The sequence below is a fragment of the Pseudomonas sp. PMCC200344 genome (assembly GCF_030053095.1).
In the GTDB taxonomy this organism is placed as follows: Bacteria; Pseudomonadota; Gammaproteobacteria; order Pseudomonadales; family Pseudomonadaceae; genus Aquipseudomonas; species Aquipseudomonas svalbardensis.
The window spans coordinates 4,937,990-4,960,464 of record NZ_CP125618.1; the positions used below are offsets into that span (position 1 = coordinate 4,937,990).

General features: G+C 58.2%; 24 protein-coding genes. 15 read left to right on the forward strand and 9 right to left on the reverse strand.

From position 1 onward, the window contains the following. Positions 1-195 precede the first annotated feature (195 nt). Positions 196-705, forward strand: a complete 510-nt coding sequence (locus QFW87_RS22600) for a Bro-N domain-containing protein (RefSeq protein ID WP_283188919.1) — start codon at positions 196-198, stop codon at positions 703-705. Between the two features lie 353 nt (positions 706-1,058). Here QFW87_RS22600 and QFW87_RS22605 read toward each other — a convergent pair whose 3' ends face one another. Continuing rightward, on the reverse strand, positions 1,059-1,982 hold the full coding sequence (locus QFW87_RS22605) for a LysR family transcriptional regulator (protein ID WP_283181354.1): 924 nt from the start codon (positions 1,980-1,982) through the stop codon (positions 1,059-1,061). Between the two features lie 104 nt (positions 1,983-2,086). On the opposite strand from QFW87_RS22605, the gene QFW87_RS22610 reads away from it, so the two are divergent. From QFW87_RS22610 to QFW87_RS22625, 4 genes are all read left to right on the forward strand, one after another. Then, the gene (locus tag QFW87_RS22610) at positions 2,087-3,178 is read left to right on the forward strand and encodes a TauD/TfdA family dioxygenase (RefSeq protein WP_283181355.1); all 1,092 of its coding nucleotides are present in this window, start codon (positions 2,087-2,089) and stop codon (positions 3,176-3,178) included. 5 nt (positions 3,179-3,183) lie between these two features. After that, a complete protein-coding gene (locus QFW87_RS22615) occupies positions 3,184-3,948 on the forward strand; it encodes a TSUP family transporter (protein WP_283190943.1) in 765 nt (254 codons plus the stop codon). A 9-nt stretch (positions 3,949-3,957) separates the two neighbouring features. Continuing rightward, complete coding sequence (locus QFW87_RS22620; protein ID WP_283188920.1) at positions 3,958-4,437, forward strand: YbaK/prolyl-tRNA synthetase associated domain-containing protein; 480 nt, start codon at positions 3,958-3,960, stop codon at positions 4,435-4,437. A gap of 163 nt (positions 4,438-4,600) precedes the next feature. After that, positions 4,601-5,590, forward strand: a complete 990-nt coding sequence (locus QFW87_RS22625) for a hypothetical protein (protein WP_283188921.1) — start codon at positions 4,601-4,603, stop codon at positions 5,588-5,590. A 30-nt stretch (positions 5,591-5,620) separates the two neighbouring features. Here QFW87_RS22625 and QFW87_RS22630 read toward each other — a convergent pair whose 3' ends face one another. The 3 genes from QFW87_RS22630 to QFW87_RS22640 form a co-directional block, all read right to left on the reverse strand. Next, positions 5,621-6,316 carry a hypothetical protein gene (locus QFW87_RS22630; RefSeq protein WP_283181358.1) on the reverse strand — a complete coding sequence of 232 codons (696 nt, stop codon included), beginning with the start codon at positions 6,314-6,316 and terminating at the stop codon, positions 5,621-5,623. Between the two features lie 38 nt (positions 6,317-6,354). After that, positions 6,355-6,717, reverse strand: a complete 363-nt coding sequence (locus tag QFW87_RS22635) for a hypothetical protein (RefSeq protein WP_283181359.1) — start codon at positions 6,715-6,717, stop codon at positions 6,355-6,357. Between the two features lie 89 nt (positions 6,718-6,806). Then, the gene (locus QFW87_RS22640; protein ID WP_283188922.1) at positions 6,807-7,622 is read right to left on the reverse strand and encodes a sulfite exporter TauE/SafE family protein; all 816 of its coding nucleotides are present in this window, start codon (positions 7,620-7,622) and stop codon (positions 6,807-6,809) included. Between the two features lie 110 nt (positions 7,623-7,732). Here QFW87_RS22640 and QFW87_RS22645 point away from each other — a divergent pair, with 110 nt between their 5' ends. Then, positions 7,733-8,500, forward strand: a complete 768-nt coding sequence (locus QFW87_RS22645; RefSeq protein ID WP_283188923.1) for a helix-turn-helix transcriptional regulator — start codon at positions 7,733-7,735, stop codon at positions 8,498-8,500. A 215-nt stretch (positions 8,501-8,715) separates the two neighbouring features. Here the strand turns inward: QFW87_RS22645 and bglX are convergent, their stop codons facing one another. Next, on the reverse strand, positions 8,716-10,980 hold the full coding sequence (gene bglX, locus QFW87_RS22650) for a beta-glucosidase BglX (RefSeq protein ID WP_283181362.1): 2,265 nt from the start codon (positions 10,978-10,980) through the stop codon (positions 8,716-8,718). Positions 10,981-11,256: 276 nt separating this feature from the next. On the opposite strand from bglX, the gene QFW87_RS22655 reads away from it, so the two are divergent. Then, on the forward strand, positions 11,257-11,574 hold the full coding sequence (locus QFW87_RS22655) for a helix-turn-helix transcriptional regulator (RefSeq protein ID WP_283181363.1): 318 nt from the start codon (positions 11,257-11,259) through the stop codon (positions 11,572-11,574). An 11-nt stretch (positions 11,575-11,585) separates the two neighbouring features. After that, positions 11,586-11,846 (forward strand): XRE family transcriptional regulator, encoded by a 261-nt coding sequence (locus QFW87_RS22660; RefSeq protein ID WP_283181364.1) that lies wholly within the window; start codon positions 11,586-11,588, stop codon positions 11,844-11,846. Between the two features lie 51 nt (positions 11,847-11,897). Here the strand turns inward: QFW87_RS22660 and QFW87_RS22665 are convergent, their stop codons facing one another. Further along, the gene (locus QFW87_RS22665) at positions 11,898-12,956 is read right to left on the reverse strand and encodes an MBL fold metallo-hydrolase (RefSeq protein ID WP_283188924.1); all 1,059 of its coding nucleotides are present in this window, start codon (positions 12,954-12,956) and stop codon (positions 11,898-11,900) included. 213 nt (positions 12,957-13,169) lie between these two features. Between QFW87_RS22665 and QFW87_RS22670 the strand changes: the two genes are divergently transcribed. Next, positions 13,170-13,781, forward strand: a complete 612-nt coding sequence (locus tag QFW87_RS22670) for a TetR/AcrR family transcriptional regulator (RefSeq protein ID WP_283181366.1) — start codon at positions 13,170-13,172, stop codon at positions 13,779-13,781. 134 nt (positions 13,782-13,915) lie between these two features. On the opposite strand, the gene QFW87_RS22675 is transcribed toward QFW87_RS22670, so the two are convergent. After that, positions 13,916-14,857, reverse strand: a complete 942-nt coding sequence (locus tag QFW87_RS22675) for a LysR family transcriptional regulator (RefSeq protein ID WP_283190944.1) — start codon at positions 14,855-14,857, stop codon at positions 13,916-13,918. A gap of 15 nt (positions 14,858-14,872) precedes the next feature. Here QFW87_RS22675 and QFW87_RS22680 point away from each other — a divergent pair, with 15 nt between their 5' ends. Further along, positions 14,873-15,580, forward strand: coding sequence for a CTP synthase (locus QFW87_RS22680; protein WP_283188925.1), 708 nt, complete (start codon positions 14,873-14,875; stop codon positions 15,578-15,580). Beyond that, positions 15,577-15,900 (forward strand): antibiotic biosynthesis monooxygenase, encoded by a 324-nt coding sequence (locus QFW87_RS22685; protein ID WP_283181368.1) that lies wholly within the window; start codon positions 15,577-15,579, stop codon positions 15,898-15,900. Before QFW87_RS22680 ends, QFW87_RS22685 begins: the two co-directional genes overlap by 4 nt. Positions 15,901-15,943: 43 nt before the next feature. Here QFW87_RS22685 and QFW87_RS22690 read toward each other — a convergent pair whose 3' ends face one another. Next, positions 15,944-16,270, reverse strand: coding sequence for a DUF2025 family protein (locus QFW87_RS22690; RefSeq protein WP_283181369.1), 327 nt, complete (start codon positions 16,268-16,270; stop codon positions 15,944-15,946). Between the two features lie 234 nt (positions 16,271-16,504). Here QFW87_RS22690 and QFW87_RS22695 point away from each other — a divergent pair, with 234 nt between their 5' ends. The 3 genes from QFW87_RS22695 to QFW87_RS22705 all read left to right on the forward strand — a co-directional run bounded on the left by QFW87_RS22695 (position 16,505) and on the right by QFW87_RS22705 (position 19,360). Then, the gene (locus QFW87_RS22695; RefSeq protein ID WP_283181370.1) at positions 16,505-17,632 is read left to right on the forward strand and encodes a glycerophosphodiester phosphodiesterase; all 1,128 of its coding nucleotides are present in this window, start codon (positions 16,505-16,507) and stop codon (positions 17,630-17,632) included. Positions 17,633-17,741: 109 nt separating this feature from the next. Further along, the gene (locus QFW87_RS22700; RefSeq protein WP_283181371.1) at positions 17,742-18,047 is read left to right on the forward strand and encodes a PepSY domain-containing protein; all 306 of its coding nucleotides are present in this window, start codon (positions 17,742-17,744) and stop codon (positions 18,045-18,047) included. Positions 18,048-18,181: 134 nt separating this feature from the next. Next, on the forward strand, positions 18,182-19,360 hold the full coding sequence (locus QFW87_RS22705) for a GAF domain-containing sensor histidine kinase (RefSeq protein ID WP_283184618.1): 1,179 nt from the start codon (positions 18,182-18,184) through the stop codon (positions 19,358-19,360). A gap of 118 nt (positions 19,361-19,478) precedes the next feature. Here the strand turns inward: QFW87_RS22705 and QFW87_RS22710 are convergent, their stop codons facing one another. After that, a complete protein-coding gene (locus QFW87_RS22710; protein ID WP_283188926.1) occupies positions 19,479-21,104 on the reverse strand; it encodes a methyl-accepting chemotaxis protein in 1,626 nt (541 codons plus the stop codon). Between the two features lie 270 nt (positions 21,105-21,374). Here QFW87_RS22710 and QFW87_RS22715 point away from each other — a divergent pair, with 270 nt between their 5' ends. After that, a complete protein-coding gene (locus QFW87_RS22715; RefSeq protein ID WP_283188927.1) occupies positions 21,375-22,397 on the forward strand; it encodes a transporter in 1,023 nt (340 codons plus the stop codon). Positions 22,398-22,475 lie beyond the last annotated feature (78 nt).

Below are 22,475 nucleotides of genomic sequence, written 5' to 3' on the forward strand. Positions count from 1 at the left end.
GGGCGAATACAAGACCCGAAAGGGGAATATGTCCGGCCCGTCTCTGGTGGGTTTCTTAGCTCCCGACACCCATAACGAATGCCCTAAGAAAGCAGCCAGAGGTAATGGAAATGCCTGAATCCCCATCCTTCATGATGAAGGTGAATTGCCGTACCCACCGACTCGATTTCGTGCCTCCGCTTCAGGAGGTGCTCCATGCCTGAACCACTCGTATCGACCCTGTTCATCCGTCATAACATTTATCTTCCTGCCCTTCTGGTGGAGAACCAGGCGTGGTTTTCTGCTCATGACCTGGGGCGTTTGATGGGCAAGTACCTTGATGAGCGCACGACGCGCAAGCTCGATGCTGATCAGCGGCAAATGATGTATGTCTACGCCCATAACGTTGCGGAAGAACGCTTGATGGTAAGCGAGTCGGGTGTGTATGCGTTGTTGGTCTATCACTACTGCCCGGAGAATCGATTGCTGCGTGAGTGGCTGACGCATCAGGTAGTACCCGCGTTGCGTGATGCGCGGTCATCGCGGACGGTCGAGCGTCCAACATTGAGCATGCTTGATTGGCCACAAATGTCGCTCTGCATGTTGCATTGGCAGGATGAGCCATGGATTCGGTTGCGGGATATGCCGTGCGTGTTGGCGGATGATCCATTTAATCGGCGAGAGTCTTGGTGGCGAAAAGCATCACGGGTGATGCGCGGATTCTGATTGTTCGCCCACAAAAAAATCCGCTGCTTGGGTTTCAGGCAGCGGATTTTGTTTATGTTGCATCTTGAGAGCAGTCGCCAAGCAAACAACTTGGTATGTCTGATTCACCGCGTGTGCTGATTTCAGGGCTGCTGCGCAGCCCAGCGGGAGCAAGCTCCCTCGCCACAGGGTGGTGGTCGGCTTGATGGCTGCGGGGATGTTGGGAATCGCGAGCAGGCTCGCTCCCACAGGTTTGGTGTGTTGCCGCAGATTTTGCGGTGTATTGAAAACAGTCAGTGCAACCCGCCCCGCCTCCCGCTATTAATACTCTTCCCCATTCAAGGACCCGATTGTGCTCCTTCAAAATTCGCGGTTTAAGGTCCGTGCTTGCGCTCAAGGCTGTGACCAAACCCGCGAATCACCTCCAGCAGTGCCTTCACCCGCAGCGGCAAGTTCCCGGCCGGGTACACCGCGTGCATCTGCGGGCTGTCGCCGTTGCTGGAGGTGAGCCGGTAATCGGGGCAGACCCGGTGCAGGCGCCCCGCTTGCACTTCGGGCTCCGCCAGCCAGTCCGCCAGGCGGGCGATGCCGATGCCCGCCAGGGCGGCCTGGAACACCGCCACACCCGAGCTGAACCGAAACCCTGGATGGACCCGAACGCTGATGGCCTGCTGCTCACTGCGGAAATTCCATTCCTTGAGGATGCGCGGCGCCGTGTGCAGGATCAGCGAGTGGTCCCCCAGCGCTTCAATGGCCTCAGGCGTCCCGCGCCGCTGCAGGTAGCCGGGGCTGGCGTACAGATGACGCGAGTAACTCCAGAGTGGATAGCCGATCAGGTCACTGGATTGCGCAAACGCGCCGCGAATCGAGAAGTCCAGCTTGCTCTTGACCGGGTCGAGGGTCTCATCGGTGAAGATCACGTCGACGTTCACGTCTGGATAACCCTCGGCGTACTGCGCGATCAATTGCGGCAAAACACCGTGAGCGAGGGACTCGGGGGCGGAAAAACGCACCCAGCCGCTCGCCATGCCGCTGAGACCGGCCAGGTCTTCATCCGCCTCACGTTGCAATTCCAGCATTTTGCAGGCGTGGGGCAGCAAGCGTTCACCCGCCTCCGTCAAGCTTACGGCGCTGGAGGAGCGATTAAACAACTTGACCCCGGCACTTTCCTCCAGGCCTTGAACGGCGCGGGTCAACGCACTGGGAGAGCGCCCCAGCGTGCGTGCCGCCGCGACGAAGCTGCGCTTGCGCGCTACGGTCGCGAAGGCTTCAAGCGCCCATAACTTATCCAGAGCCATTGAACACCTCATTGCATTTATCGCAACGTGGCATTGCAACACAAAAAAGGCCCTTCCGTTAACCTTCGCGCTCAATTTACAGGGATGTAGGCAAACCGGAGCAAATGGACGTGGCAAAGCTGGAAGAAATAATCGGGACATCAACGCCCACTGAGGGTGAACATATTCGTGACTGGCAGCGCAGTCACTCAGCGAGTTCAACCCGACAGGCGATACCGCAGATTCATGTCTCGTTCGAAGAGCAGCACGCGCTTCACGCCGGCCTGGCTTCCCTGGCCGTGACCGACAGCGCCTCGGGTATCCGTCGCATGCCGGCCTTGGGGCAACTGCTTGAGAGCATCCTGCGCGGTGAAAAAATCGATCGCTTGCGCAACTTCCCCAAGGCTCCCGAGACGGCAATGATCGTCAGGGGGCTGCCCCTGGACTCGCACCTGCCCGCCACCCCCTACGATATGACGCCGGGTATCGAGCAACTGCCGGTAGTGGCCGGCGCTATCCTTGCGGTGCTGCAGACCCTGCAAACTAATCCGGTGGCCTACGAGGGTGAAAACGACGACACGGTGTTCCGCCACGTGTCGCCCAAGCACCAGCGTGAAGCCGAAAAAAGCTCCTATGGGTCGCGCATGGACCTGTGCATGCACGTCGACAACCCGCACCTGCCCTTGACCTGCGAACCTGTCTCAACGTTGTCGGCCTGTCCGGAGTACCTGTGCCTGACCGGTCTGCGCTGCGAGCCGGATGTGCCGACCCGCATCGTTGCCATTAGCGAGGTGCTGGCCATGTTGCCTGCCTGGGTTGAAACAGCCTTGTCACAACCGCAGTTCGCCATTCACCGTCCGGTGTCCTTCGGCAAGCCAGGCAATGTGCTGGAACACGTGCCCCTGCTGTACAAAAGCGCAACCGGCGAACTGTTTTGCCGTTACAACAAGGCCAGTGTCACAGCCACCTGCGCCATCGCGAAGTTGGCCCTGCAACTGTTTGAAGCCGCCGCCAATCACCCCGATGTCGCACGCCCCATCCTGCTGCAACCGGGGGACATGCTGATCTTCAAGAACCAGCAAACCCTGCATGCCAGGGAAGGTTTTACCCCGCGCTACGACGGGCGCGACCGCTGGCTGCTGCGCGTTTTCGGGGTCAACGACCCGGCCCGCGTGCTGGCGCTGAACCCCCAACAACCCTTCATCGCAAGAGCCTGATGTTCATGGTCGATATTGTCATTCTTTGTGTGTTCGCCTTCGCCGCCGGCCTGATCGATGCGGCGGTGGGCGGCGGCGGCCTGATCCAGATACCCGCGTTGTTCAACGTGCTACCCGCCGCACCACCGGCAGCACTGCTGGGGACCAACAAGGTCGCGGCCGCGTTCGGCACCGCGTTCGCGGCCCGGTCCTTCGTGCGCAAGGTGGTGATCGACTGGGGCCTGGTGATTCCAGCCGCCTACGCCGCCTTTGTCATGGCCTTCTTCGGCGCGGCCACGGTATCGTTCGTGCCCCAGTCAGTCATGCGCCCGGCGGTGCTGGTATTGATCGTGCTCATGGCGATCTACACCTTCTGGAAAAAGGACTTCGGCGCCCTGCACGCCCCCACGCACATCGGTATCCGGCAGAAGTGGCTGGCGGTCGTCATCGGCGGCGCCATCGGTTTCTACGACGGGCTGTTCGGCCCTGGCACCGGTTCCTTCCTGATCTTCCTGTTTATCCGCTGCTTCGCCTTCGACTTCCTGCACGCCTCGGCGTCGGCCAAGCTGGTGAACATCGCGACCAACGTGGCGGCGCTGATATTCTTCATCCCGACAGGTAACGTGCTGTACCTGATCGCCCTCCCCATGGCGGCCTTCAACATCCTGGGCGCGTTGACCGGCACCTGGCTGGCGGTGCGTAAAGGCGTGCCCTTTGTCCGGGCGCTGTTTCTGGTGTTGCTGGTGATTCTGATCAGCAAACTGTCCTACGACCTGTTGCTGAAAACCTGAGGAAAGCCCATGCAGCCCATGTTTGATCGCCTGGTGACGCTACTCGATGCCCACGCCGCCGCCTATCGGGTGTTGATGCACGATGCCGAGGGCCAGTCGGCGCGGGTCGCCGAACTCCGTGGCACCGAACCCGGCCAAGGCGCGAAAGCCATGCTCTGCGCGCTAAAGGGTCAGGCCGAACCCTATGCCCTGGTGATACTGCCAGGGGACCAGAGGCTCGACATGAAGAAAGTCGGAGCGGCCCTGGGAGGAAAAAAAGCCGAGCTGGTGAACGCGCAAACTGCCATGCAACTGACCGGGTGCAGGATCGGCGCCATCCCTCCGTTTACCTTCGATGAGAGGATTCAATTGATCGTCGACCCGTCCCTGATCACGGGCTACGGCGAAATCGCCTTCAACGCCGGTCGGCTGGATGCATCAATGGTGCTCGATACGCAGGATTACCTGTCGATTGCCAAGCCCCGGTTGGTGGATATCCGCCAGGGTTGAGCACCGGTGGGCAGGATTGGATTGCGCTGATGGGTGTAGGTGCGAGCTTGCTCCGGGCGGCGTTGCGACGAAAGCCTGAGAACGCCGCGAGGTATCAGGTTTTATGCGTTATCGTTAGCAACCATCGCGAGCAAGCTCGCGCCTGCAAGGACCCGAGCCCACCATGAAATTCGACCTCGCCTACTGCCTCAGCCTCGACGACAAGCTGTCGATCTATGACGTGCGCGATTTGAATTTCGACGAGACGATGGATTTCGATTCCGCCAAGGAACACTTCCAGTGCCCCAACGATGCCTGCCGGGCGGCGTTTGATGCGGCGAATGTGTTGACGACGTTCAACGCCAAAAACGTGAATTACGTGCGCACCCCGCACTTCAAGAACACGCCCAGCACTCGGCATGTTGCGGATTGTCCTTATGTCAGTCTCAAGACGTCGGCGTCAGGTGTGGACGCGGACGGTGCGGAAACGGATGACAGTCGCGAGGAGCATTTCCCGTCGGAGTTGTTGCTGACGCGGCGTGAGTATGTGCGTAAACCGTCGAACCCGGCGGTGGCGGCTGACGTGATGCGGGACGATCCGAAACCCTCTTCAGCGGCCAGTGACGTCGATCACCCAAGCCGCGAATCAGCACCAGACAAGACCAGTGTCTTCGCCCACCCGGTGGAGTGTTTTGTGTCGAACTTCGAGGACAAGGAGTTGCTCAAGCGCATGCCGCTGAAGATTGGCGAGCACACGGCGCCTTATGGGTCGTTCTTCAAGAAGATCGAGTATCTGCAGGACCACAAGGGGCTGATTTACTGGGGCAAGATCAAGAAGATCGAGGATTACCACAGCGCAAGTTTTCGCATCGACTTCGAACAGAAGGTCTGGTTCAAGCAACCGGACGAGGCGAAGAAGAAGCCTTATTCAGTCAATGTTTACCTGAGCAAAAAGCTGATCGACAACTACCGCAAGCGCAAAGCGTTTCTGGAAGAGATCAAGCACGCAATCGAGAGTGAAAAAGAGTTGTTTTGCTTTTTCTATGGTGTGACGCCGGAGTTGAAGCAGGTGCCGAGCAAGAAAAACCCCGAGCAAATGTTCGGGGTGTTCAGTGCGAATATTGAGAACCTGGATCACTTCATTATTCGTGAGGCGCCGGGGCTCAAAGGTTAAAGAACCGGGTCACGGCGTTATTACGACGACTCATTGCGCTTCGAGATTAAGCTGCCTTACGGCCTCCCTAATCTCCCGTTTCGCTTCCTTGTGCCGCTCACGTGCTGCTTGAATGCCAGGCTCATCAAGGCCGCCGTAACGGCTTAACCAGTGAACGATCATTTCCTCATCCGGGTAGAAGTAATCCTTGTGTTCTTTACCGCCTCTCAGGTAGTTGTTCATGTCGGTATCGAAGCGGCCTGCCGAGAACTCGTCAGGGGGTAAAGAACCTCGTTCGGCAGCACATCCCTCAAACACCCAGGCGATGTCATTGATGTGTTTCTGCGCACCGCGATGTCCGCGTTTGTAAAACACGTACTCGCGACAACTCTCTTGGAATCGCTCCGCTATCAGTTCGTCGTTGAACCAACGAAGTATGTCGTGTTGCCCCGCATGCTGAATCACGCCGTTTATCCAACGCTCGGAAAAACGTTGAACGAAACCTTCGACATCCGCTTTTTTCGCGTCCGCAAAAATCATGCAATAACGAGTTTTTACGTGAATGACGTACAACACATGCTTGCGTTGAACAGTGACGGCGTGAACCAGCCACTGTTCGGTTGACTCATCAGACACGTCATCTTCAATGACGGACGTTGGCGGTTTGTGCACCGGGCTGATTTTTTTACCCTTGTGCACGCGGCTGAAGAAGTTACTTGCAGCGTCGGTACAATTGAAGATCCACATCCATCGTTCTCTTATAAAGGGCTGGTTGATAACCGTTTTCAGTCCTCTCGCACGATCTCTTCAGCCCATTCAAGCTTATAGGGTTGACGAACAACGTCAGCGACCTCTTCTAACATTGCTTCGCTAAGAGCCGACAGCTCTGCATCGGTCAGCAAGTCGTGCTTGACCATCCATCGCAAAGCTATGGGTGCACTGGAACGACTGTAGGGGTCGAAAGTTCGGACGATGTCCTTGTCCCGATCATGCATCAGGCGATAAAGCATTCGATACCTGGCATGAGCCGAGAGCGCGTCATGCTGGGCAATTGTCTTGGCATCAGCCAGCACACCCTGGCAGAAACGATCGAGCGCAAGCTTGTGCAGTTCCTTGAATTTCTTCCAGTCACTTTCGATGATGGACATGACATCCTCCCGCGAAGAATTGTGCTCAGCGCAAAGACTCATTCTTGCGAAAAAACCTACCAATACCAACCCCTAAATAGAGGGGTGATTTAGTTGGCCCACATACTCAGCATCACAAACATCAGCAAACCGATATAGACCCGCGCATGGGTTCGATCCGGTATCCGCCCAATCCACGGCGCAGCCAACCGAATCCCAACCAGCGACCCGACCGTCAAAATCGCAAACGCCAGCACATCCACATAACCGATAAACCACGGCCCCAGATCAAACTTGGTGAACCCAGCCATCGCCATGTAAGTCAGCGTCCCGGCCAGCGCCACGGGCAAACTGAGCGGATTGGCCATGGACGTCGCCTGGGACATGCTCAGCCCGCAACGCCGCAACAACGGCACGGTCATGACGCTGCCGCCTACGCCGAGAAACGTGGCGATGGTGCCGATTCCTACGCCCCCGCCAGACACTTCTGCCCTTCCCAATCGCCGTGGGACTGCGGTGTCGGACGCTGTAAGAAAGCCGCGTCGTAACAGGCAATCCGCGATGGTCACTCCCAGGTACGCGATGAAGGCATAGCGAATCACTTCGCCACTCACCCACATCGCCGAGACGGCACCGACGATCGCGCCCAAGCCGATGAACCCGCCTAACGGCCACATGTAATGGCGAATGAGGTTTCCGGCGCGACGGTGTTTTCCGGTGGCGATCGTTGCGTTGACGATCATGACGCAGGTCGAGGTTGCCACAGCAATGTGAATTGCCGATTGGCCGACGGGGTCGTCTGTGCCGTGGCTGGCCATGAGCATGCGGTACAGCAATGGCACGACGACGAAGCCGCCGCCGAAGCCGAACAGCACCGCGGTGATGCCGGTCATGCAGCCGAAGAGTGCCAGCAGGAGATAGAGCATTGCGTGTCGTCCATTGGTGAGAGCGGTCGACGTTAGGGCAATGCGCCTTGGCCTGCTTCAGCAAGTTAGCCAATAATGTTTTCGTTTACGCCAACCGCTGAGGCTGTTCGATGCGCAATGTTTCGATTGATCTGCTGGACCACACGCCACGGCCAGTGGTGGCCATCGGCACGGATTATTCTCACGGGCATTTGTTACCTCGTCATACGCATCGGCGGGCGCAATTGTTGTACGGCGCCACCGGGTTGATGCAGGTCAGCACGCACGACGGCAGCTGGGTGGTGCCGCCACAACGGGCGGTGTGGATTCCGCCGGGGGTGGCGCATGAGGTGCTGATGCTGGGGGTGAGCACGCGCAGTGTGTATATCGAACCGGCGGTGGTGGATCTGGGGGATCGCTGTCAGGTGATCAGCGTTTCGCCGTTGACGCGGCATTTGCTGATGGAGGCGGTAGAAATCCCGCTGGAGTATGACGAGCGCGGGCGCGACGGTACGTTGATCGGCTTACTGCTGCATGAACTTGGGCGCAGCACTCACCTGCCGTTGCACATTCCGCTGCCCGTCGATGCGCGGCTGCTCGCGTTGTGCCAGGGCTTTGTGCAGCGGCCCGACGCTCATCAGTCGCCCCAGCAATGGGCCGTTCATTTGCACGTAAGCCTGCGTACTTTCAATCGCCTGTTCCGCCATCAGACTGGCCTGAGTTTCAGCCAATGGCGGCAGCGGGCCTGCGTGGTGCTGGCTCTGGCGCGGCTGGTGGTGGGCGAACCGGTAACGCGCATTGCCCTGGATTTTGGCTATGACAGCCCGGCGGCGTTCTCGACAATGTTCCGCCGCATACTGGGGCAGGCGCCGACCGTTTGGTTGGAGGGGGCGAAATAGAGAGGCCATTGCCGCTAATTGCCAGTCAGTTTGCGAAACCTGTGGGAGCGGGCTCGCGAAAGCGGTGTGTCAGGCGACATCAATGTTGACTGTGCCGCCGTCTTCGCGAGCAAGTCGGATCGCCGCACCGCCGCTCCCACATGGATTGCGCTTGACTGACTGGAATTAGGGCAAGCCCCCTCGCCACAGGTCTTGTGTCTGACGCGCCTTCACTCTTACAGCAACTCAAAACTCTGCGCCTTCACATCCTGAGAATCCAGACCGATCTGCACCTGGAACTCGCCCGGCTCGGCGGCGTACTCCAACTGAGCGTTGAAGAACTTCAAGTCGTTCTCATCAATGCTGAAGTGGACCGCTGTCTCTTCTCCGGCCTTGAGCATGATTTTTTTAAAGTTCTTCAGTTCTTTGACCGGACGGCTGAGGGAGCCAACGACATCGCGGATATACAGCTGAACCACTGTTTCGCCGTCGCGCTGGCCGATATTCTTCACCATGACGCTGGCGACGAGCTTGTCGGTCTTGTTCAGTGTGGTCGAAGACAGGGCCATGTCGGTCAAGCTGAAATCGGTATAACTCAGCCCATAGCCGAAGGGATAAAGCGGACCATGGGATTGATCGAAATATTGAGAGGTGTAGTTGCGAGGCCCACCCGGCAGGTAGGGGCGGCCGGTGTTCAAATGGCTGTAGTAATTCGGGATCTGCCCCACGGAGCGTGGAAAGGTGATGGGTAACTTGCCGGAGGGGTTGTAGTCACCGAACAATACATCGGCAACGGCGTTGCCTCCCTCAGAGCCGCTGTACCAGGTTTCCAGAATCGCATCGGCCTGTTTGTGCTCCTTGCCGATGGAAAGGGGCCGGCCGTTCATCAATACCAGTACCAGCGGCTTGCCGGTGGCTTTCAGGGCGGTGATCAATTCACTCTGGCGTCCTGGCAGATCGAGGCTGGTTCGACTGGCCGCTTCATGAGACATACTGCGGGGCTCACCCACTACTGCAATCACAACATCGGCTTGTTGTGCAGCCTTGACCGCTTCGTCAATCATTTCTGCTGCCGGACGAGCGTCGTTCTCGATTTCAGACGCTCCCAGGTATTTAATAACCTCTTGATCCTCCGTGAGATTGACGCCTCGGGCATAGATCAGCGAGCCCTTATCCATAGCGCTTTTCAACCCGTCGTAGATCGTCACCGATTGCGAGGGCACGCCGCTTGCGGACCAACTGCCCATGATGTCGACGGTACTTTTTGCCAACGGGCCTATGAGCGCGATCACACCCTCTTTTTTTAGCGGCAAGAGCCCGTTTTCATTCTTCAGCAGCACCAATGTCTTGCGTGCCACCTCACGAGCCGGCGCTCTGTGCAGACGGTTTTCGGCATTGTTATCAGCGGGGTCTTCACTGGCAACGCCGATGCGCCGGTAAGGGTCTTCGAACAGCCCCATGTCATACTTGGCCCCCAGGACTTCCCGCACTGCGTTATCGATATTGCTCTGGGAAACAGCGCCAGACTCAAGCAGCCCGGGTAGCTCCGGACCATAGGAGAAGTCGTTCATGCTCATATCAACACCGGCCCTGATCGCGAGCCTGGCCGCTTCGCGGTGATTCTTCGCAACACCATGCTGAACCAGATCGTTTATCCCATTGTGGTCGCTGATGACCAACCCCTTGAAGCCCCATGCTTTGCGAAGCAGGTCTTGCATCAACCATGCATTGGAAGCGGCTGGCACGCCATTTATCGAGTTAAGCGCCACCATCACCGCTCCCGCGCCACCCTCAATCGCCGAACGATAAGGTGGCAGGTAGTCCTGGTGCATTCTGGCCAGGCCCATGTCGACGCTGTTGTAGTCGCGTCCACCCTCGACAGCACCATACAACGCGAAGTGTTTGGCGCTGGCCATGATGCTGTCGGGTGCTTTCAGGCTTTTGCCCTGGTAGGCCTGAACCATCACTTTGGCAATGCGCGAAACCAGATAGGTGTCTTCACCGAAGCCTTCGGATGTACGCCCCCAGCGAGGATCACGGGCGACATCTATCATCGGTGCAAAGGTCAAATCGATACCGTCCGCACTGGCTTCTTTCGCCGCCGTTCGACCGCTCAACTCAATGGCGTCCATGTCCCAGCTGGAGGCCAGCGCCAGGCCAATGGGAAAAATGGTTCGATGGCCGTGTATCACGTCCCAGCCGAAAAACATCGGTATTTTCAGGCGGCTTTGTTGAGCCGCGTCCTGCATGGGTCTGTTTACGGAACGGCTCACAGAGCCGTACGTACCTCCGATTCGCCCGGCGGTGATCTCTTGGCGCATCCTTTCGGGAGTCATCTTTTCATCAATAGCGATCAGCCGCAGTTGGCCGATCTTTTCCTCCTGGGTCATCTGATTTATCAGGTGGGTGACAAAGGCATCTTTGTTAGACGATTCCATATCGGCCAGGACCGGCAGACTTGTAAAACCGATCAGGGCACACAGCAGACGTAATCTTTTCATGATTGCCTTCCCTGTGACGCATACCACCTGCTTGCTTTTGAAACGCCACCTTTCCTTGTGTTGAAAATCAGAAGCTGACGTTCAAACATTGCTGCTGACGGGGGCTGAAAGCCACTGAGTTTTCAGGATCCCGCATAGAAATAGCGTAGTCGCTCCGACGCTCCTGCCAGAGAGAAAAAACATAACCGATCAAAAAATGAGTTTGATCCGGGCGCAAAACAACTGTACAAAAACACAGTATATTTTGAATCAGCACTCTCGAGCCCGGAGAACACCATGGCCTCTCTTGCGATGAAAATCACCCTGGAACGTATCGCCCTTTTCCAATTCACCCCCGCGCATTGCGCTCAGGCCCGAGCGATGCTGGGTTGGAGTGTGGAGGAGCTGTCTCGGGAATCCGGGGTTTCGGTTGACGCTATTCAGCGTTTCGAGGCGGAGCGTGATGTGCGGGATGTGACCCGGCTTGCGTTGGCTTACCGGTTTGAATCGGAGGGTTTGGTTTTCTTTCCGGGGTTCGCGCCGGGGAGAGGGATGAATGTGAAGGGGTCTACGCCGAATCCGGTGGGGCGAGGGGATTATGCGATGGTTGAGTGAGGTGTCAGCGAATGAGTGAAGTCGATGGAAACGACAGCTGTTTTTACGAGGCGCTGAACTATCCCCATGCGGGTCAGATGCGGGCCAAATCTGAGTACGTTATGAAGATTGGCATACTCCTCGAAACCGGTCGGCTAAGTAAGACGGAGGCGGCGCAAAAGCTCGGGCTGTCTCAGGAGGAGTGGAATGAAATGCTCCGTGGAGAATTTCGCGATTTGACCGTGGCAAAGATCTCGGAATATCTAAACCTGCTAGAGGATGAACGCAGGTAGTTTAGTGGTGAAACTCGGGCCGCTCACGTGAGTCGGCCCGGCAACACATCATCAAGCGTTCTGAGTCGCGACCTGATCGCCTACATTTTCCAACCCTACCCACCAAGCACTACCACGCTGCGGATACATGACGTTGAACGCCTCGCCCATTTGCGGTGTGGTAATCGACATATTGCGCTCCCAGGCCAATGCCAGAATCCGGTCGAAAGGTTCGTACCAGGCGTGCATCGACAAATCGAAGGTGCCGTTGTGAATCGGCAGTAACCAGCGACCTTTGAGGTCAATGTGCGCTTGCAGGGTTTGCTCCGGCTGCATGTGAACATGCGGCCATTCGACGTTGTAGGCACCGGTTTCCATGAGCGTGAGGTCGAAAGGGCCGTACTGTTCGCCGATGCGTTTGAAGCCGTCGAAGTAGCCGCTGTCGCCGCTGAAGAAGATCCGCGTGTCGCCGTCGATCATCACCCACGAGGCCCACAATGTGCTGTTGCTATCGAACAGACCGCGACCGGAAAAGTGTTGCGATGGCGTGGCGATGAACTGGATGCCGTCAACTTCTGTGCCCTGCCACCAGTCCAGTTGGCGCACTTTGCTGGCGTCGACGCCCCACTTGATCAGGGTGTCGCCCACACCCAGCGGCGTCAGAAAGTACTTGGCCTTGTCCGCCAGTTTGAGCACGGCTTGATAATCGAGGTGGTCGTAGTGATCGTGGGACAGGATCACCGCTTCGATCGGCGGCAACTCTTCGAGGCTGATCGGCGGCTGGTGGAAGCGCTTGGGGCCGGCCCATTGCACCGGTGAGGCGCGCTCGGCGAAGACCGGGTCAGTGATCCAGAATTTGTCCCGCAGTTTCAGCAGTACCGTGGAATGACCGAGGCGGTAAACGCTGTGGTTGGGTGCGGCGATCAACGCTGCCTGAGTCAGGGTTTGCACCGGGACGGATGCGGTCGGGCGGGTGTTACGCGGTTTGTGGAAGATCATGTTCCACATGATGCGCAAGGTTTTGCGAAAGCCTTCGCGCTTTACCTGCGCATGGTTTCGAAAGAGCCCTTCTACCTGACGGGAAGCTTCAGGAGTAGAGGCGTTATCCGATGGGGAAGTTGATGTGGCCATGACTGAATGACTCCAGGAAAACCACATGATTCGCGGTTCTCCGCTTGGGACGACAATGGCCAAGGCACGCACGCATCAGCCGCAGATTCTATTGTTCACTGCGCAGGATTCACAAAACATTACACTGCACAGTGTAGTTTCTAGGTTGCATCAAACCCGATCACAAGTAAACTGCCAAGTGTAGTTCTCACTTCTTCCTGCCGAAGCGTACTTATGACAGCTCCACAGCGCCTCACCGACCGAAAACGCGAAGCCATCATTCAAGCGGCGATTGCCGAATTCCGTGCCAACGGGTTCGACATCACCAGCATGGACAAGATCGCTGCCATCGCCGGCGTATCGAAGCGCACGGTGTACAACCACTTCCCCAGCAAGGAAGAATTGTTCGCCGAAATCCTCAATCAATTATGGGCGCGGGTGACATCAGAACAGGAAACGCCCTACCACCCTGACCTGCCGCTGCGCGATCAGATGCGCCGGATGCTGATGGCGAAATTGCAGATGCTGGGCGATGACAATTTTCTCGACCTGGCGCGAGTGGCCATCGCCGCCACCATCCATTCCCCCGAGCGCGCCCAGAATATGGTCGCCCGAATGGGTGAGCGCGAAGAAGGCCTGACCGTGTGGATCCGCGCCGCTCAGGCCGATGGCCGATTGAAACCGGTCGCCCCCGAATTCGCTGCACAACAGATTCAGGGAATGCTCAAATCCTTTGCGTTCTGGCCACAGATTTCCATGGGCCTGCCCGGCCTGTCAGCCGAGATGCAGACCACGGTGGTGGAGTCGGCGCTGGACATGTTTCTGGCCTGCTATCAGCTGCAATAAATGACAATGTCCGCCGCTTTATCAGTGATCGGTAGCGCGGAAAATGACCAAGGCCCACCGAACGCATCGAAAGCCTGACCTCGGAAATGCATCAGCACTTCGTGCGCAAGATCAGCCGAAGGTTTAGCGCTCGCTCACGGCAATCGAAGCGCCCGCCCCAACTCATCGAATAACGTCACCACCGAGCGCAAGGCGCGGCAGTCCGGGCGGGTCAGCAACCAGAGCGCCGTGTCGTAACCGTGTAGCGGCTCGCTCAACGGTTGCAGCCCTTCACCGATGAGGAAGTCCGGTAATGCCGCGACACCGAGCCCGGCCCGTACCAGTTCAGTCACCGACAACATGCTGTTGCAGCGATAACCCGGTGTGACGCCGGGCAACTGCTGACGGCGCCACACGACGGTGGGGTGATCGGGGAGGAAATCGTCCGGCGCAATCCAGGTCAGCGAAGCCAAGTCTTCGGAGTCGACCGATTTCAGATATGCCTCACTGGCACAAACTCGATACGACACCTCCGCCAATCGCCGGCCAACCAAGTGCTCGGGCGGTGTGCGGGTCAGGCGCAAGGCGATATCCGCATCCCGGCGGCTGAGGTTGGCGAAGTCGTTGGAGGTACTCAACTCGATGGTCAGCGCCGGGTAACCGGGCATGAACTTCGCCAACGCCGGCAGCAGCAAGCCTTGCAAGACCGAATCGGTGCAGGTCAGGCGCACCGTACCGCTGATGACTTCACCGCCCTGCTCCACGCCAATGCGCGCCGCCTCTAGCGCCTGTTCGGCCCGCTCAGCCTGCTCGGACAGGGTTTGCGCCAGGGTAGTAGGCAAGTAACCAGCGCGGCTCTTTTCAAACAGCTGCTGGCCCAGCGCGGCTTCCAGTCGGCGCACGGCGCGAAATACGGTCGAGACGTCGACCTTCAACAGCGTCGACGCCCGGGCCAGAGAGCCGCCGCGCACCAGTGCGAGGATCAGGGACAGGTCGGGGTAGTCCAGTCGATAGTGCGTTGATGCATTGATCAATTGGGATAACGCCAATATTGAGTGCGTGAACGCCAATCTATAGTGGGTGCCAGGAATCAACAAGCGTGGAGCGCACTCATGGAAACCCGCCCAATCCGCATCGCCCTGATCGGCGATTACGATCCGCAAGTCACCGCTCACCAGGCCATCCCCATCGCTCTCGGCATGGCCGCTGAACATGCGAACACAGACGTGCAGTTCCAATGGTTGGCCACCGACCGCATCAGCGCCGATGCGCCATTGACTGATTTCGACGGTTTCTGGTGCGTGCCCGCCAGCCCTTACCGCAATAGGGACGGTGCGTTGCGGACGATTCGTTTTGCCCGTGAACAGCAGCGACCCTTCCTTGGCACCTGTGGCGGTTTTCAACACGCCGTACTCGAATACGCCCGAAATGTTCTGGGCTGGGACGATGCCGAACATGGTGAAACATCGCCGGATGCGGCGCGAGCGCTGATCACGCCACTGACCTGTTCGCTGGTGGAGGCCGTCGACATCATTCATCTGGTTGAAGGCTCGTTGATCGCGCAGGCGTACGAAAGCACTGAGATTGTCGAGGGATATCGCTGCCGCTACGGCGTTAATCCAGCATTCGAACGTGAGTTATTGACCCAACAGCTGTGCGCCGTTGGACACGATTCAACCGGCGACTTGCGGGCGGTGGAACTCAAAGGTCATCCGTTCTTCGTCGCGACGCTGTTCCAACCTGAACGCGCAGCACTCAAGGGCAAGCTGCCGCCGCTGGTCCGTGCGTTGATCGCAGCCTGCAAGAGGCAGACGTCATGATCGTCAAGACTCCGCCAGCGCCTTACTACGCGGTGATTTTTACCTCCCTGCGCACTGACGGTGATCACGGTTACGAGCAGGCCGCCACGCGCATGGTCGAACTGGCCCGTGAGCAACCCGGTTTCCTGGGTGTGGAATCGGCTCGGGGTGAGGACGGGCTCGGGATTACGGTCTCCTACTGGGCCAGCGAAGCGGCGATTCTGGCGTGGAAACATCATCCCGAGCACAGTGAGATTCGCGAACGCGGGCGCTCGACCTGGTATTCGTCTTTTCATACGCGGGTGTGCAAGGTTGAGCGGGCGTATCGGTTTGATCAGTGACCATTTGGCGCTCTGAAGAACGCCGACGCAGTCACCGCAAAACTCAGCTCTGCACGAGACTGCGAACCGCCGAAATCTCCGGCACTTCCCGCCGATTCATGTACACCCGCAACGGCTCGGTGATGTTGATCCGATCATCGATGTTCTGATCCAGCAGCAACTGAATCAACTCACGCTTGAGCGTCATGGCCTGCGCGGTACCTGAGGCCCAGACGAATTCGCTGGTGGGAATAATGCCGTCGTCAGCCACGTCCATGCCGAAAGAGTCTTCGCTGAAACGAACAATGTACTGGCCGGTCTTGCGATTGAGGCCGACGAAGCCTTTGAGTTGGTCGGCGGCCTGGCAGATGAGCTCGGAAGTGATGCGCATGATAAACCTCACAGAAGGTCGCAAAGGACCGGTGATCGATGGTTTACACGCAGGGCAAGCGAATGGGCGTTCCCTCTGTCGGGGTAACTGCCGGGGCCAAGAGTACTGCAAAGAAGCGCACAAAAGCGCTGAAAAAATCTGCTTTAAACACGTTTATGTCGGTCTGGCGATAGCGCAAGCGGCGCTCAGTTGTTAAAAGATACGTCTTTGAAAATCTGCGAAAGGACCTCGACCATGCCTGTTACCTTCACCAAGAGCGCCCTGTTGCTGAGTCTGATGCTGGGCCTCGGCCAGGCACAGGCCGCCAGCGAGCCAAGCCCCACCGCACTGGCAACCCGCACGGGCATCCCGCATCCGGCCGTGATCGCCCACCGTGGCGCGTCGTTCGATGCACCGGAATCCACCGCCGCCGCCTACAAACTGGCCCGCGATCTGGGTGCCGACTACCTGGAAATGGACGTGCAACGCAGCAAGGATGGCGTGCTGTTCGCCCTGCACGATGACAACCTGCAACGCACCACCGACGTCGCCAGTAAATTCCCTGAGCGCAAGGACCGCCCGGCCAACGAGTTCACTATCGCCGAGCTGAAAACCCTCGATGCCGGGAGCTGGTTCAACGCTGCCTACCCGGATCGCGCGCGTCCTGCGTACGTCGGTCTGAAAGTTCTGACCCTCGACGAAATCATCGACATTGCCCAAGGCAATCCGCTGCACAAGCCCGGTCTGTACATCGAAACCAAAGAACCGAAGCAGTTTCCCGGGATCGAGCGCGACCTCAAGGAAAAACTCCAGGATCGCGGTTGGTTGAGCCCGGCCGGCTCGAAACTGGCGAAGAGCGATCTGGCGGTTGGCCAGGGCAAAGGTAAAGTCGTGCTGCAAACCTTCGAGAAGAGCAGCCTCGAACTGCTCGAGAAGGAAATGCCGAAAGTGCCGAAAATCCTCCTGCTGTGGGTCGGTGAAGGCAGTATTGAACCGAAATCCAAGGTGACGTTTGCCGAGTCCGGCGACAAGGACAAAGCCACTTACTACGCCAAACAGCAACCGAAAGACAAAGCCGAATTCCAGCAATGGGTCGAGTACGCCAAAGCCCAGGGCGCGATCGGCACCGGCCCTTCTGCCGCGCTGACCAAGGGTGGTGATCAGAGTTACTCGGACCTGGTGCAACCCTGGATGAACCAATACACCCACGATCAGGGCTTGTTGGTGCACGTGTACACCATCGACGATGCCGTGGATTACCAGAAAGTCATGGACGCCGGCGTCGACGGCATCTTCACCAACCGCGCCAGCGAACTGCTCAAGTTCTACAAGCGCCCGGCGGCGGCCAGTGTTGCGCAGTTGTTGCAGAACAACGGGTACTGATGAACGAGGGAACGATCTTCACTCAGTCGCGTTCGGAGAATTAAGGGTGGATTAAGTTGCGCCGGTTAACCTGATCCCACTTAAACAGATCACCCAAGGATAGAACCTCATGAAAACCCTGACTGCCCTGTTCACTGCCGCTGCCCTGACCCTCACCGCTGGCCTGGCCCAGGCCGATGTTCGCGTCGACCAGATCCCTGAGCTGGTCAAAAGCGGCAAGATCAAGCCATTGGAAGAAATGAACCAGGCTGCTCTGAAGTTGCATCCAGGTGCGACCATCACCGACACGGATCTGGATAACCATTTCAACAACTATGAATACGAAGTCGAACTGAAAACCGCTGACGGAAAAGAGTGGGACGTGGATTTTGATGCCGCCACCGGTAAAGTCCTGAGCGACAAGCAAGACACCTGATGCACAAACACCAAGCCGCACGATCTTCGGATCGTGCGGCTTTTTTGCACGTCAAATTCAAGCAATCAAATCGCACCAACGCAGCATCAGCCCGCTAGAATCCCACCACACTGTTCATGCAGAGATGGATTGAAATGGGGCAAGCAGCGGCAGCAGACATCGCCACGATCGCTCGGATCAGTGCGGTGCCGGCGATTCTTCAAGTGATCCGTGAACTGACAGGCCTGCGCTTTGCCGCCGTAGCTCGGGTCACCGAAGAGTCGTGGACAGCGTGTGCGGTGCTCGACCAGCTGAATTTCGGTTTGCAGGTCGGCGGTGAGCTGGACCTTGTCACGACCCTGTGCCACGAAATTCGTCAGGCGCATCATTCGGTGGTCATCGACAAGGCCAGTGAAGACCCGCTTTACCGCGATCACCACACCCCTCGCCTCTATCAGTTCGAAAGCTATATCGCCGTGCCGATTTTCCGCACCGACGGACGCTTTTTCGGCACCATCTGCGCCCTTGACCCCAATCCTGCCCCCCTCAAATCCAGCACGATCCAGAGCACCATGGAATCCTTCGCCCGGATGCTGGCGCTGCAGATCGAGGCCGAAGAAAATCTGCAAAAGACCGAAGCAGCGCTGAGGCAGGAACGGGAAACCGCCAAACTACGCGAGCAGTTCATTGCCGTGCTCGGACATGATCTGCGCAACCCCTTGTTCGCCATTAGCGCCGGCGCCGAAATGCTCCTGCGCAAACTACCCGATCCGGCGAATCAGCAACGGGCCCGGCACATCCTCACCAGCGCCGGTCGTGCGACCAAACTGGTCGATGACGTTCTGGATTTCGCTCGCGGCTCTTTGGGCCGTGGCATTCCCGTGAACATTGAACCGTGCCCGGATCTCGAGGATGCATTGCGGCATGTGATTTCAGAGGTTCAGAGCGTCCATCCCGACCGCACCATTCAATCGTCCATCGGTGACCTGCGCAGCGTTCATTGCGATCGCGAGCGGGTCGCGCAGTTACTCTCCAATCTGGTGGCGAACGCGGTTGCTCATGGCGATCCCGACGGCTCGATCGATATCAGCGCGCAGATCAATGAAGGACAGTTTGTGCTGAGCGTGAAAAATCAGGGGCTGATTGCCGAGGATGCGCTGCCCCATCTGTTCCGGCCCTACTCGCGACCGGCCAGCGGAACACCGCAGGCCGGCCTCGGGTTGGGGTTGTACATTGCCAGTCAGATTGCGCAGTCCCATGGGGGGAAACTGGACGTGGTATCGACCGAGCAACAGGGCACGACGTTTACCTTCAGTCTTCCAGCACGGAGTTAAGCGGTCGTACTGACCAAGGAACCGAAAGTAGATTACCGTGGTCATCGACATCGACACTGCGGACTTGAGATCGACTGTGTACCGACTCGGTAAGCAAACCGGTACACAGCCCTTCCCGTTACGCGCTTAAGCGCGCCGTCACTTCATTCAACTGCCCCGACAACCCGTGCAGGTTGTGGCTGGCCGCTTCCGTGCGCTGCACATTGTCCAGATTGGTGCTGGCGATGCTGGTGATTTCGGTGAGGTTGCGCGAGATGTCTTCGGCCACCGAGGTCTGCTCTTCGGCGGCGGTGGCGATCTGGCGGTTCATGTCGCGGATGGCTTCCACGGCAAGGGTGATGCGCTCCAGCATGGCGCCGGCCTGAGTCACTTGCTCGACACTTTCCTCACTGCGCGACTGACCGCTTTCAATTGCCTGAGCGGCGTCCACCGCACCGGTCTGCACCGTTTGAATGATCTGGTTGATCTCGATGATCGACGCCGCCGTGCGCTGAGCCAGGCTGCGGACTTCATCGGCCACCACGGCGAAACCGCGCCCTGCTTCGCCGGCACGGGCCGCTTCAATGGCTGCGTTGAGCGCCAGCAGATTGGTCTGCTCGGCGATGCCGCGAATCACTTCCAGCACCTTGCCGATGCGCCCGCTGTCGGTTTCCAGACGACGGATGACCGTGGCGGTATTGGCAATTTCGCTGCGCATTTGGGTGATGGTGTGAATGGTGCCCTGCATGACCTTTTCGCCCTGCTGGGCGGACTGGTCGGCATCGTCGGCGGCACGTGCCGCATCGGCAGCGTGGCGTGCGACTTCTTGCGCGGTAGCGGACATTTCGTTCATCGCCGTGGCCACCTGATCGGTGCGGTTGAACTGCTCGTTAGTGCCGCTGGCCATCAGGGTGGCGATGGAATTCAGCTCACCGCTGGCGCTGTCCAGATCCGAGGCGCTGCGCTGCAAACGGTTGAAGGTTTCGGCAAGAAAATCGCGCAGGGTATTGGCGGCCATCGCCAGTTTGCCCAGTTCGTCCTGACGGGAACTGGCCACGCGTTCGGCGAAACGACCCTGACTGAGTTGCGCCACGTACTCGATCAGTTTGCGAATCGGTTCCACCAGGTTGCGGTTGACCAGCCACAGGCTAAATAACCCGATCAATAGACCCGAGGCGAGCATCACAATGATCCCCAGCAACACGGTGCGGTCAGCGTCGGCGCTGATCAGCCTCGATTGCTCGGCACCCTGCTTGCGCAATTCGCTGACCAACTCACTCATCTGATCGCTGGTCGCGCGGTCCACACCTTTGACCGCCGTGTCGCCAACCGTTGGGTTGGCGCCTGCCGCCACGTAGGCGTCACGGCCCTTCTGATAGGCCGCGCCCAACAGGCGATGTTCGTCCCTCAGGCGTTCGATGCGAGTCTTGAGTGACGGCTGGATACCCTTCTGCCCGGCCAGTTCACCGAGGATGCCCTGCACATCGCGCTGACGGTCTTCGAATTGCTTCCAGTATTTGTCCAGATCCGCAGGCTGCTTGCCGCGTAGCAGGACGTTTTTCCACTCCTGAACCTGAACCTTGAATTGCAGGTTGGCTTCATCGATCAATTGCGAGGTATGCAGCGGGCCTTCGATCAGATTCGCGTAGTTCTGAACACCGCTGGACAGAAAGTGAAAGCAGGCCAGGGCAATCAGCAACATGGCCAACAGGCTGCCGCTCAACAAGGCAAGGATTTGTGCTCTCAGGGATTTTTGCAAAAACATCGAGTGATCTCATGACAGGGATAAGGCACGCCCGGCAGGCGTGCAAGGTGTCCGGACATCCCTGTCAGCGACGCTGGCCCAAGACCGCACCGCGAAGTTCAACATCAACATCATCGGCGTGCCAGAGCCTTTCTTTAACGCTTCCGACCACCGGTAGAGTGAATTTTCAGCGCCACTAGACTGTCACAAGGCGGTCAAAAATCCTTGCAATGATGCGGCTCAAGTGAACCTGTGAAACCCGCGACAGGCGCCTCCTCACAGTGAGACCTCATGAACCACAGCATCGACCAAAGTCATCGCGACACGGACCTGTTCGGTCTGCTGTACGGTTTCAGTTTTCGCCCCGGCGAGCGCGGCCGCGAGCTCGATTCGGCCAAGGCGTTGCAATGCCTGCAACAGCCCGGCGACAGCGACGAATTTCTCTGGTTGCACCTGAACCTCGCCCACGCCGCCTGCGAGCGCTGGATGAAGAGCCATCTGGAGTTGCCGGACGAGTTTTTCGAAGCGCTGCATGAGGGTTCACGTTCGACGCGCATCGAGCATGTGGATTCGGCGTTGCTGGCGGTGGTCAACGACGTGGTGTTCAACCTCAGCAGCATGGTTTCCTCGGATGTCTCGACGCTGTGGGTCTGCGCCCGCAGTCGGCTGATCATCAGCGCACGCCTGCAACCGCTGCACTCGGTAGACAAGCTGCGCTCCTCGGTGAAGGCCGGTGAGTGCTTTCGTTCGCCGCTGGAATTGCTGGTGCATTTGCTGCGCGATCAAGGTGAAGTACTGACCCAGATCGTGCGCAAGACCAGCCTCAGCGTCGATCAGATCGAAGATGAGTTGCTGTCCTCAAGGTTGTCGACCAACCGGGCTGAGCTGGGTGCCAATCGTCGAGTGCTGGTGCGCCTGCAACGCTTGTTGGCGCTGGAACCGGGCTCATTGCTGCGCCTGCTCAATCGCCCACCGCAGTGGTTACAGAAGGAAGACGTCAAGGAGCTGCGCAAGTCCACCGAGGAGTTCGCGCTGATCATCAACGACCTCACAGCTTTGGGCGAACGGATCAAACTGTTGCAGGAAGAAATCGCCGCCAACCTCAACGAACAGAGCAACCGCACACTGTTCACCCTGACCGTGGTGACGGTGCTGGCGCTGCCGATCAACATCATCGCCGGGTTCTTTGGCATGAACGTCGGTGGGGTGCCGCTTTCCGGTGATCCGGAGGGGTTCTGGATTCTGGTGGCATTGGTCGCGACGTTTACCGTGATCGCCGGGCGTTGGGCGTTTCGCAAGCGCCAGGATTATTAAGATCAAAAGATCGCAACCTCGTTTCACTCGACAGCTCCTACATTGGAATGCGATCCCTGTAGGAGCTGTCGAGTGAAA

Bases quoted from the DNA above. Each gene is read 5' to 3' on its own strand.
- QFW87_RS22710 (WP_283188926.1), bottom strand. From the start codon at position 21,104: ATGTTTTTGCAAAAATCCCTGAGAGCACAAATCCTTGCCTTGTTGAGC.
- QFW87_RS22640 (WP_283188922.1), bottom strand. From the start codon at position 7,622: ATGCTCTATCTCCTGCTGGCACTCTTCGGCTGCATGACCGGCATCACC.
- bglX (WP_283181362.1), bottom strand. From the start codon at position 10,980: ATGAAAAGATTACGTCTGCTGTGTGCCCTGATCGGTTTTACAAGTCTG.
- QFW87_RS22630 (WP_283181358.1), bottom strand. From the start codon at position 6,316: ATGTGGATCTTCAATTGTACCGACGCTGCAAGTAACTTCTTCAGCCGC.
- QFW87_RS22635 (WP_283181359.1), bottom strand. From the start codon at position 6,717: ATGTCCATCATCGAAAGTGACTGGAAGAAATTCAAGGAACTGCACAAG.
- QFW87_RS22615 (WP_283190943.1), top strand. From the start codon at position 3,184: ATGGTCGATATTGTCATTCTTTGTGTGTTCGCCTTCGCCGCCGGCCTG.
- QFW87_RS22680 (WP_283188925.1), top strand. From the start codon at position 14,873: ATGGAAACCCGCCCAATCCGCATCGCCCTGATCGGCGATTACGATCCG.
- QFW87_RS22695 (WP_283181370.1), top strand. From the start codon at position 16,505: ATGCCTGTTACCTTCACCAAGAGCGCCCTGTTGCTGAGTCTGATGCTG.
- QFW87_RS22705 (WP_283184618.1), top strand. From the start codon at position 18,182: ATGGGGCAAGCAGCGGCAGCAGACATCGCCACGATCGCTCGGATCAGT.
- QFW87_RS22645 (WP_283188923.1), top strand. From the start codon at position 7,733: ATGCGCAATGTTTCGATTGATCTGCTGGACCACACGCCACGGCCAGTG.
- QFW87_RS22620 (WP_283188920.1), top strand. From the start codon at position 3,958: ATGCAGCCCATGTTTGATCGCCTGGTGACGCTACTCGATGCCCACGCC.
- QFW87_RS22700 (WP_283181371.1), top strand. From the start codon at position 17,742: ATGAAAACCCTGACTGCCCTGTTCACTGCCGCTGCCCTGACCCTCACC.
- QFW87_RS22660 (WP_283181364.1), top strand. From the start codon at position 11,586: ATGAGTGAAGTCGATGGAAACGACAGCTGTTTTTACGAGGCGCTGAAC.
- QFW87_RS22670 (WP_283181366.1), top strand. From the start codon at position 13,170: ATGACAGCTCCACAGCGCCTCACCGACCGAAAACGCGAAGCCATCATT.
- QFW87_RS22610 (WP_283181355.1), top strand. From the start codon at position 2,087: ATGGACGTGGCAAAGCTGGAAGAAATAATCGGGACATCAACGCCCACT.
- QFW87_RS22605 (WP_283181354.1), bottom strand. From the start codon at position 1,982: ATGGCTCTGGATAAGTTATGGGCGCTTGAAGCCTTCGCGACCGTAGCG.
- QFW87_RS22685 (WP_283181368.1), top strand. From the start codon at position 15,577: ATGATCGTCAAGACTCCGCCAGCGCCTTACTACGCGGTGATTTTTACC.
- QFW87_RS22600 (WP_283188919.1), top strand. From the start codon at position 196: ATGCCTGAACCACTCGTATCGACCCTGTTCATCCGTCATAACATTTAT.
- QFW87_RS22625 (WP_283188921.1), top strand. From the start codon at position 4,601: ATGAAATTCGACCTCGCCTACTGCCTCAGCCTCGACGACAAGCTGTCG.
- QFW87_RS22690 (WP_283181369.1), bottom strand. From the start codon at position 16,270: ATGCGCATCACTTCCGAGCTCATCTGCCAGGCCGCCGACCAACTCAAA.
- QFW87_RS22665 (WP_283188924.1), bottom strand. From the start codon at position 12,956: ATGGCCACATCAACTTCCCCATCGGATAACGCCTCTACTCCTGAAGCT.
- QFW87_RS22655 (WP_283181363.1), top strand. From the start codon at position 11,257: ATGGCCTCTCTTGCGATGAAAATCACCCTGGAACGTATCGCCCTTTTC.
- QFW87_RS22715 (WP_283188927.1), top strand. From the start codon at position 21,375: ATGAACCACAGCATCGACCAAAGTCATCGCGACACGGACCTGTTCGGT.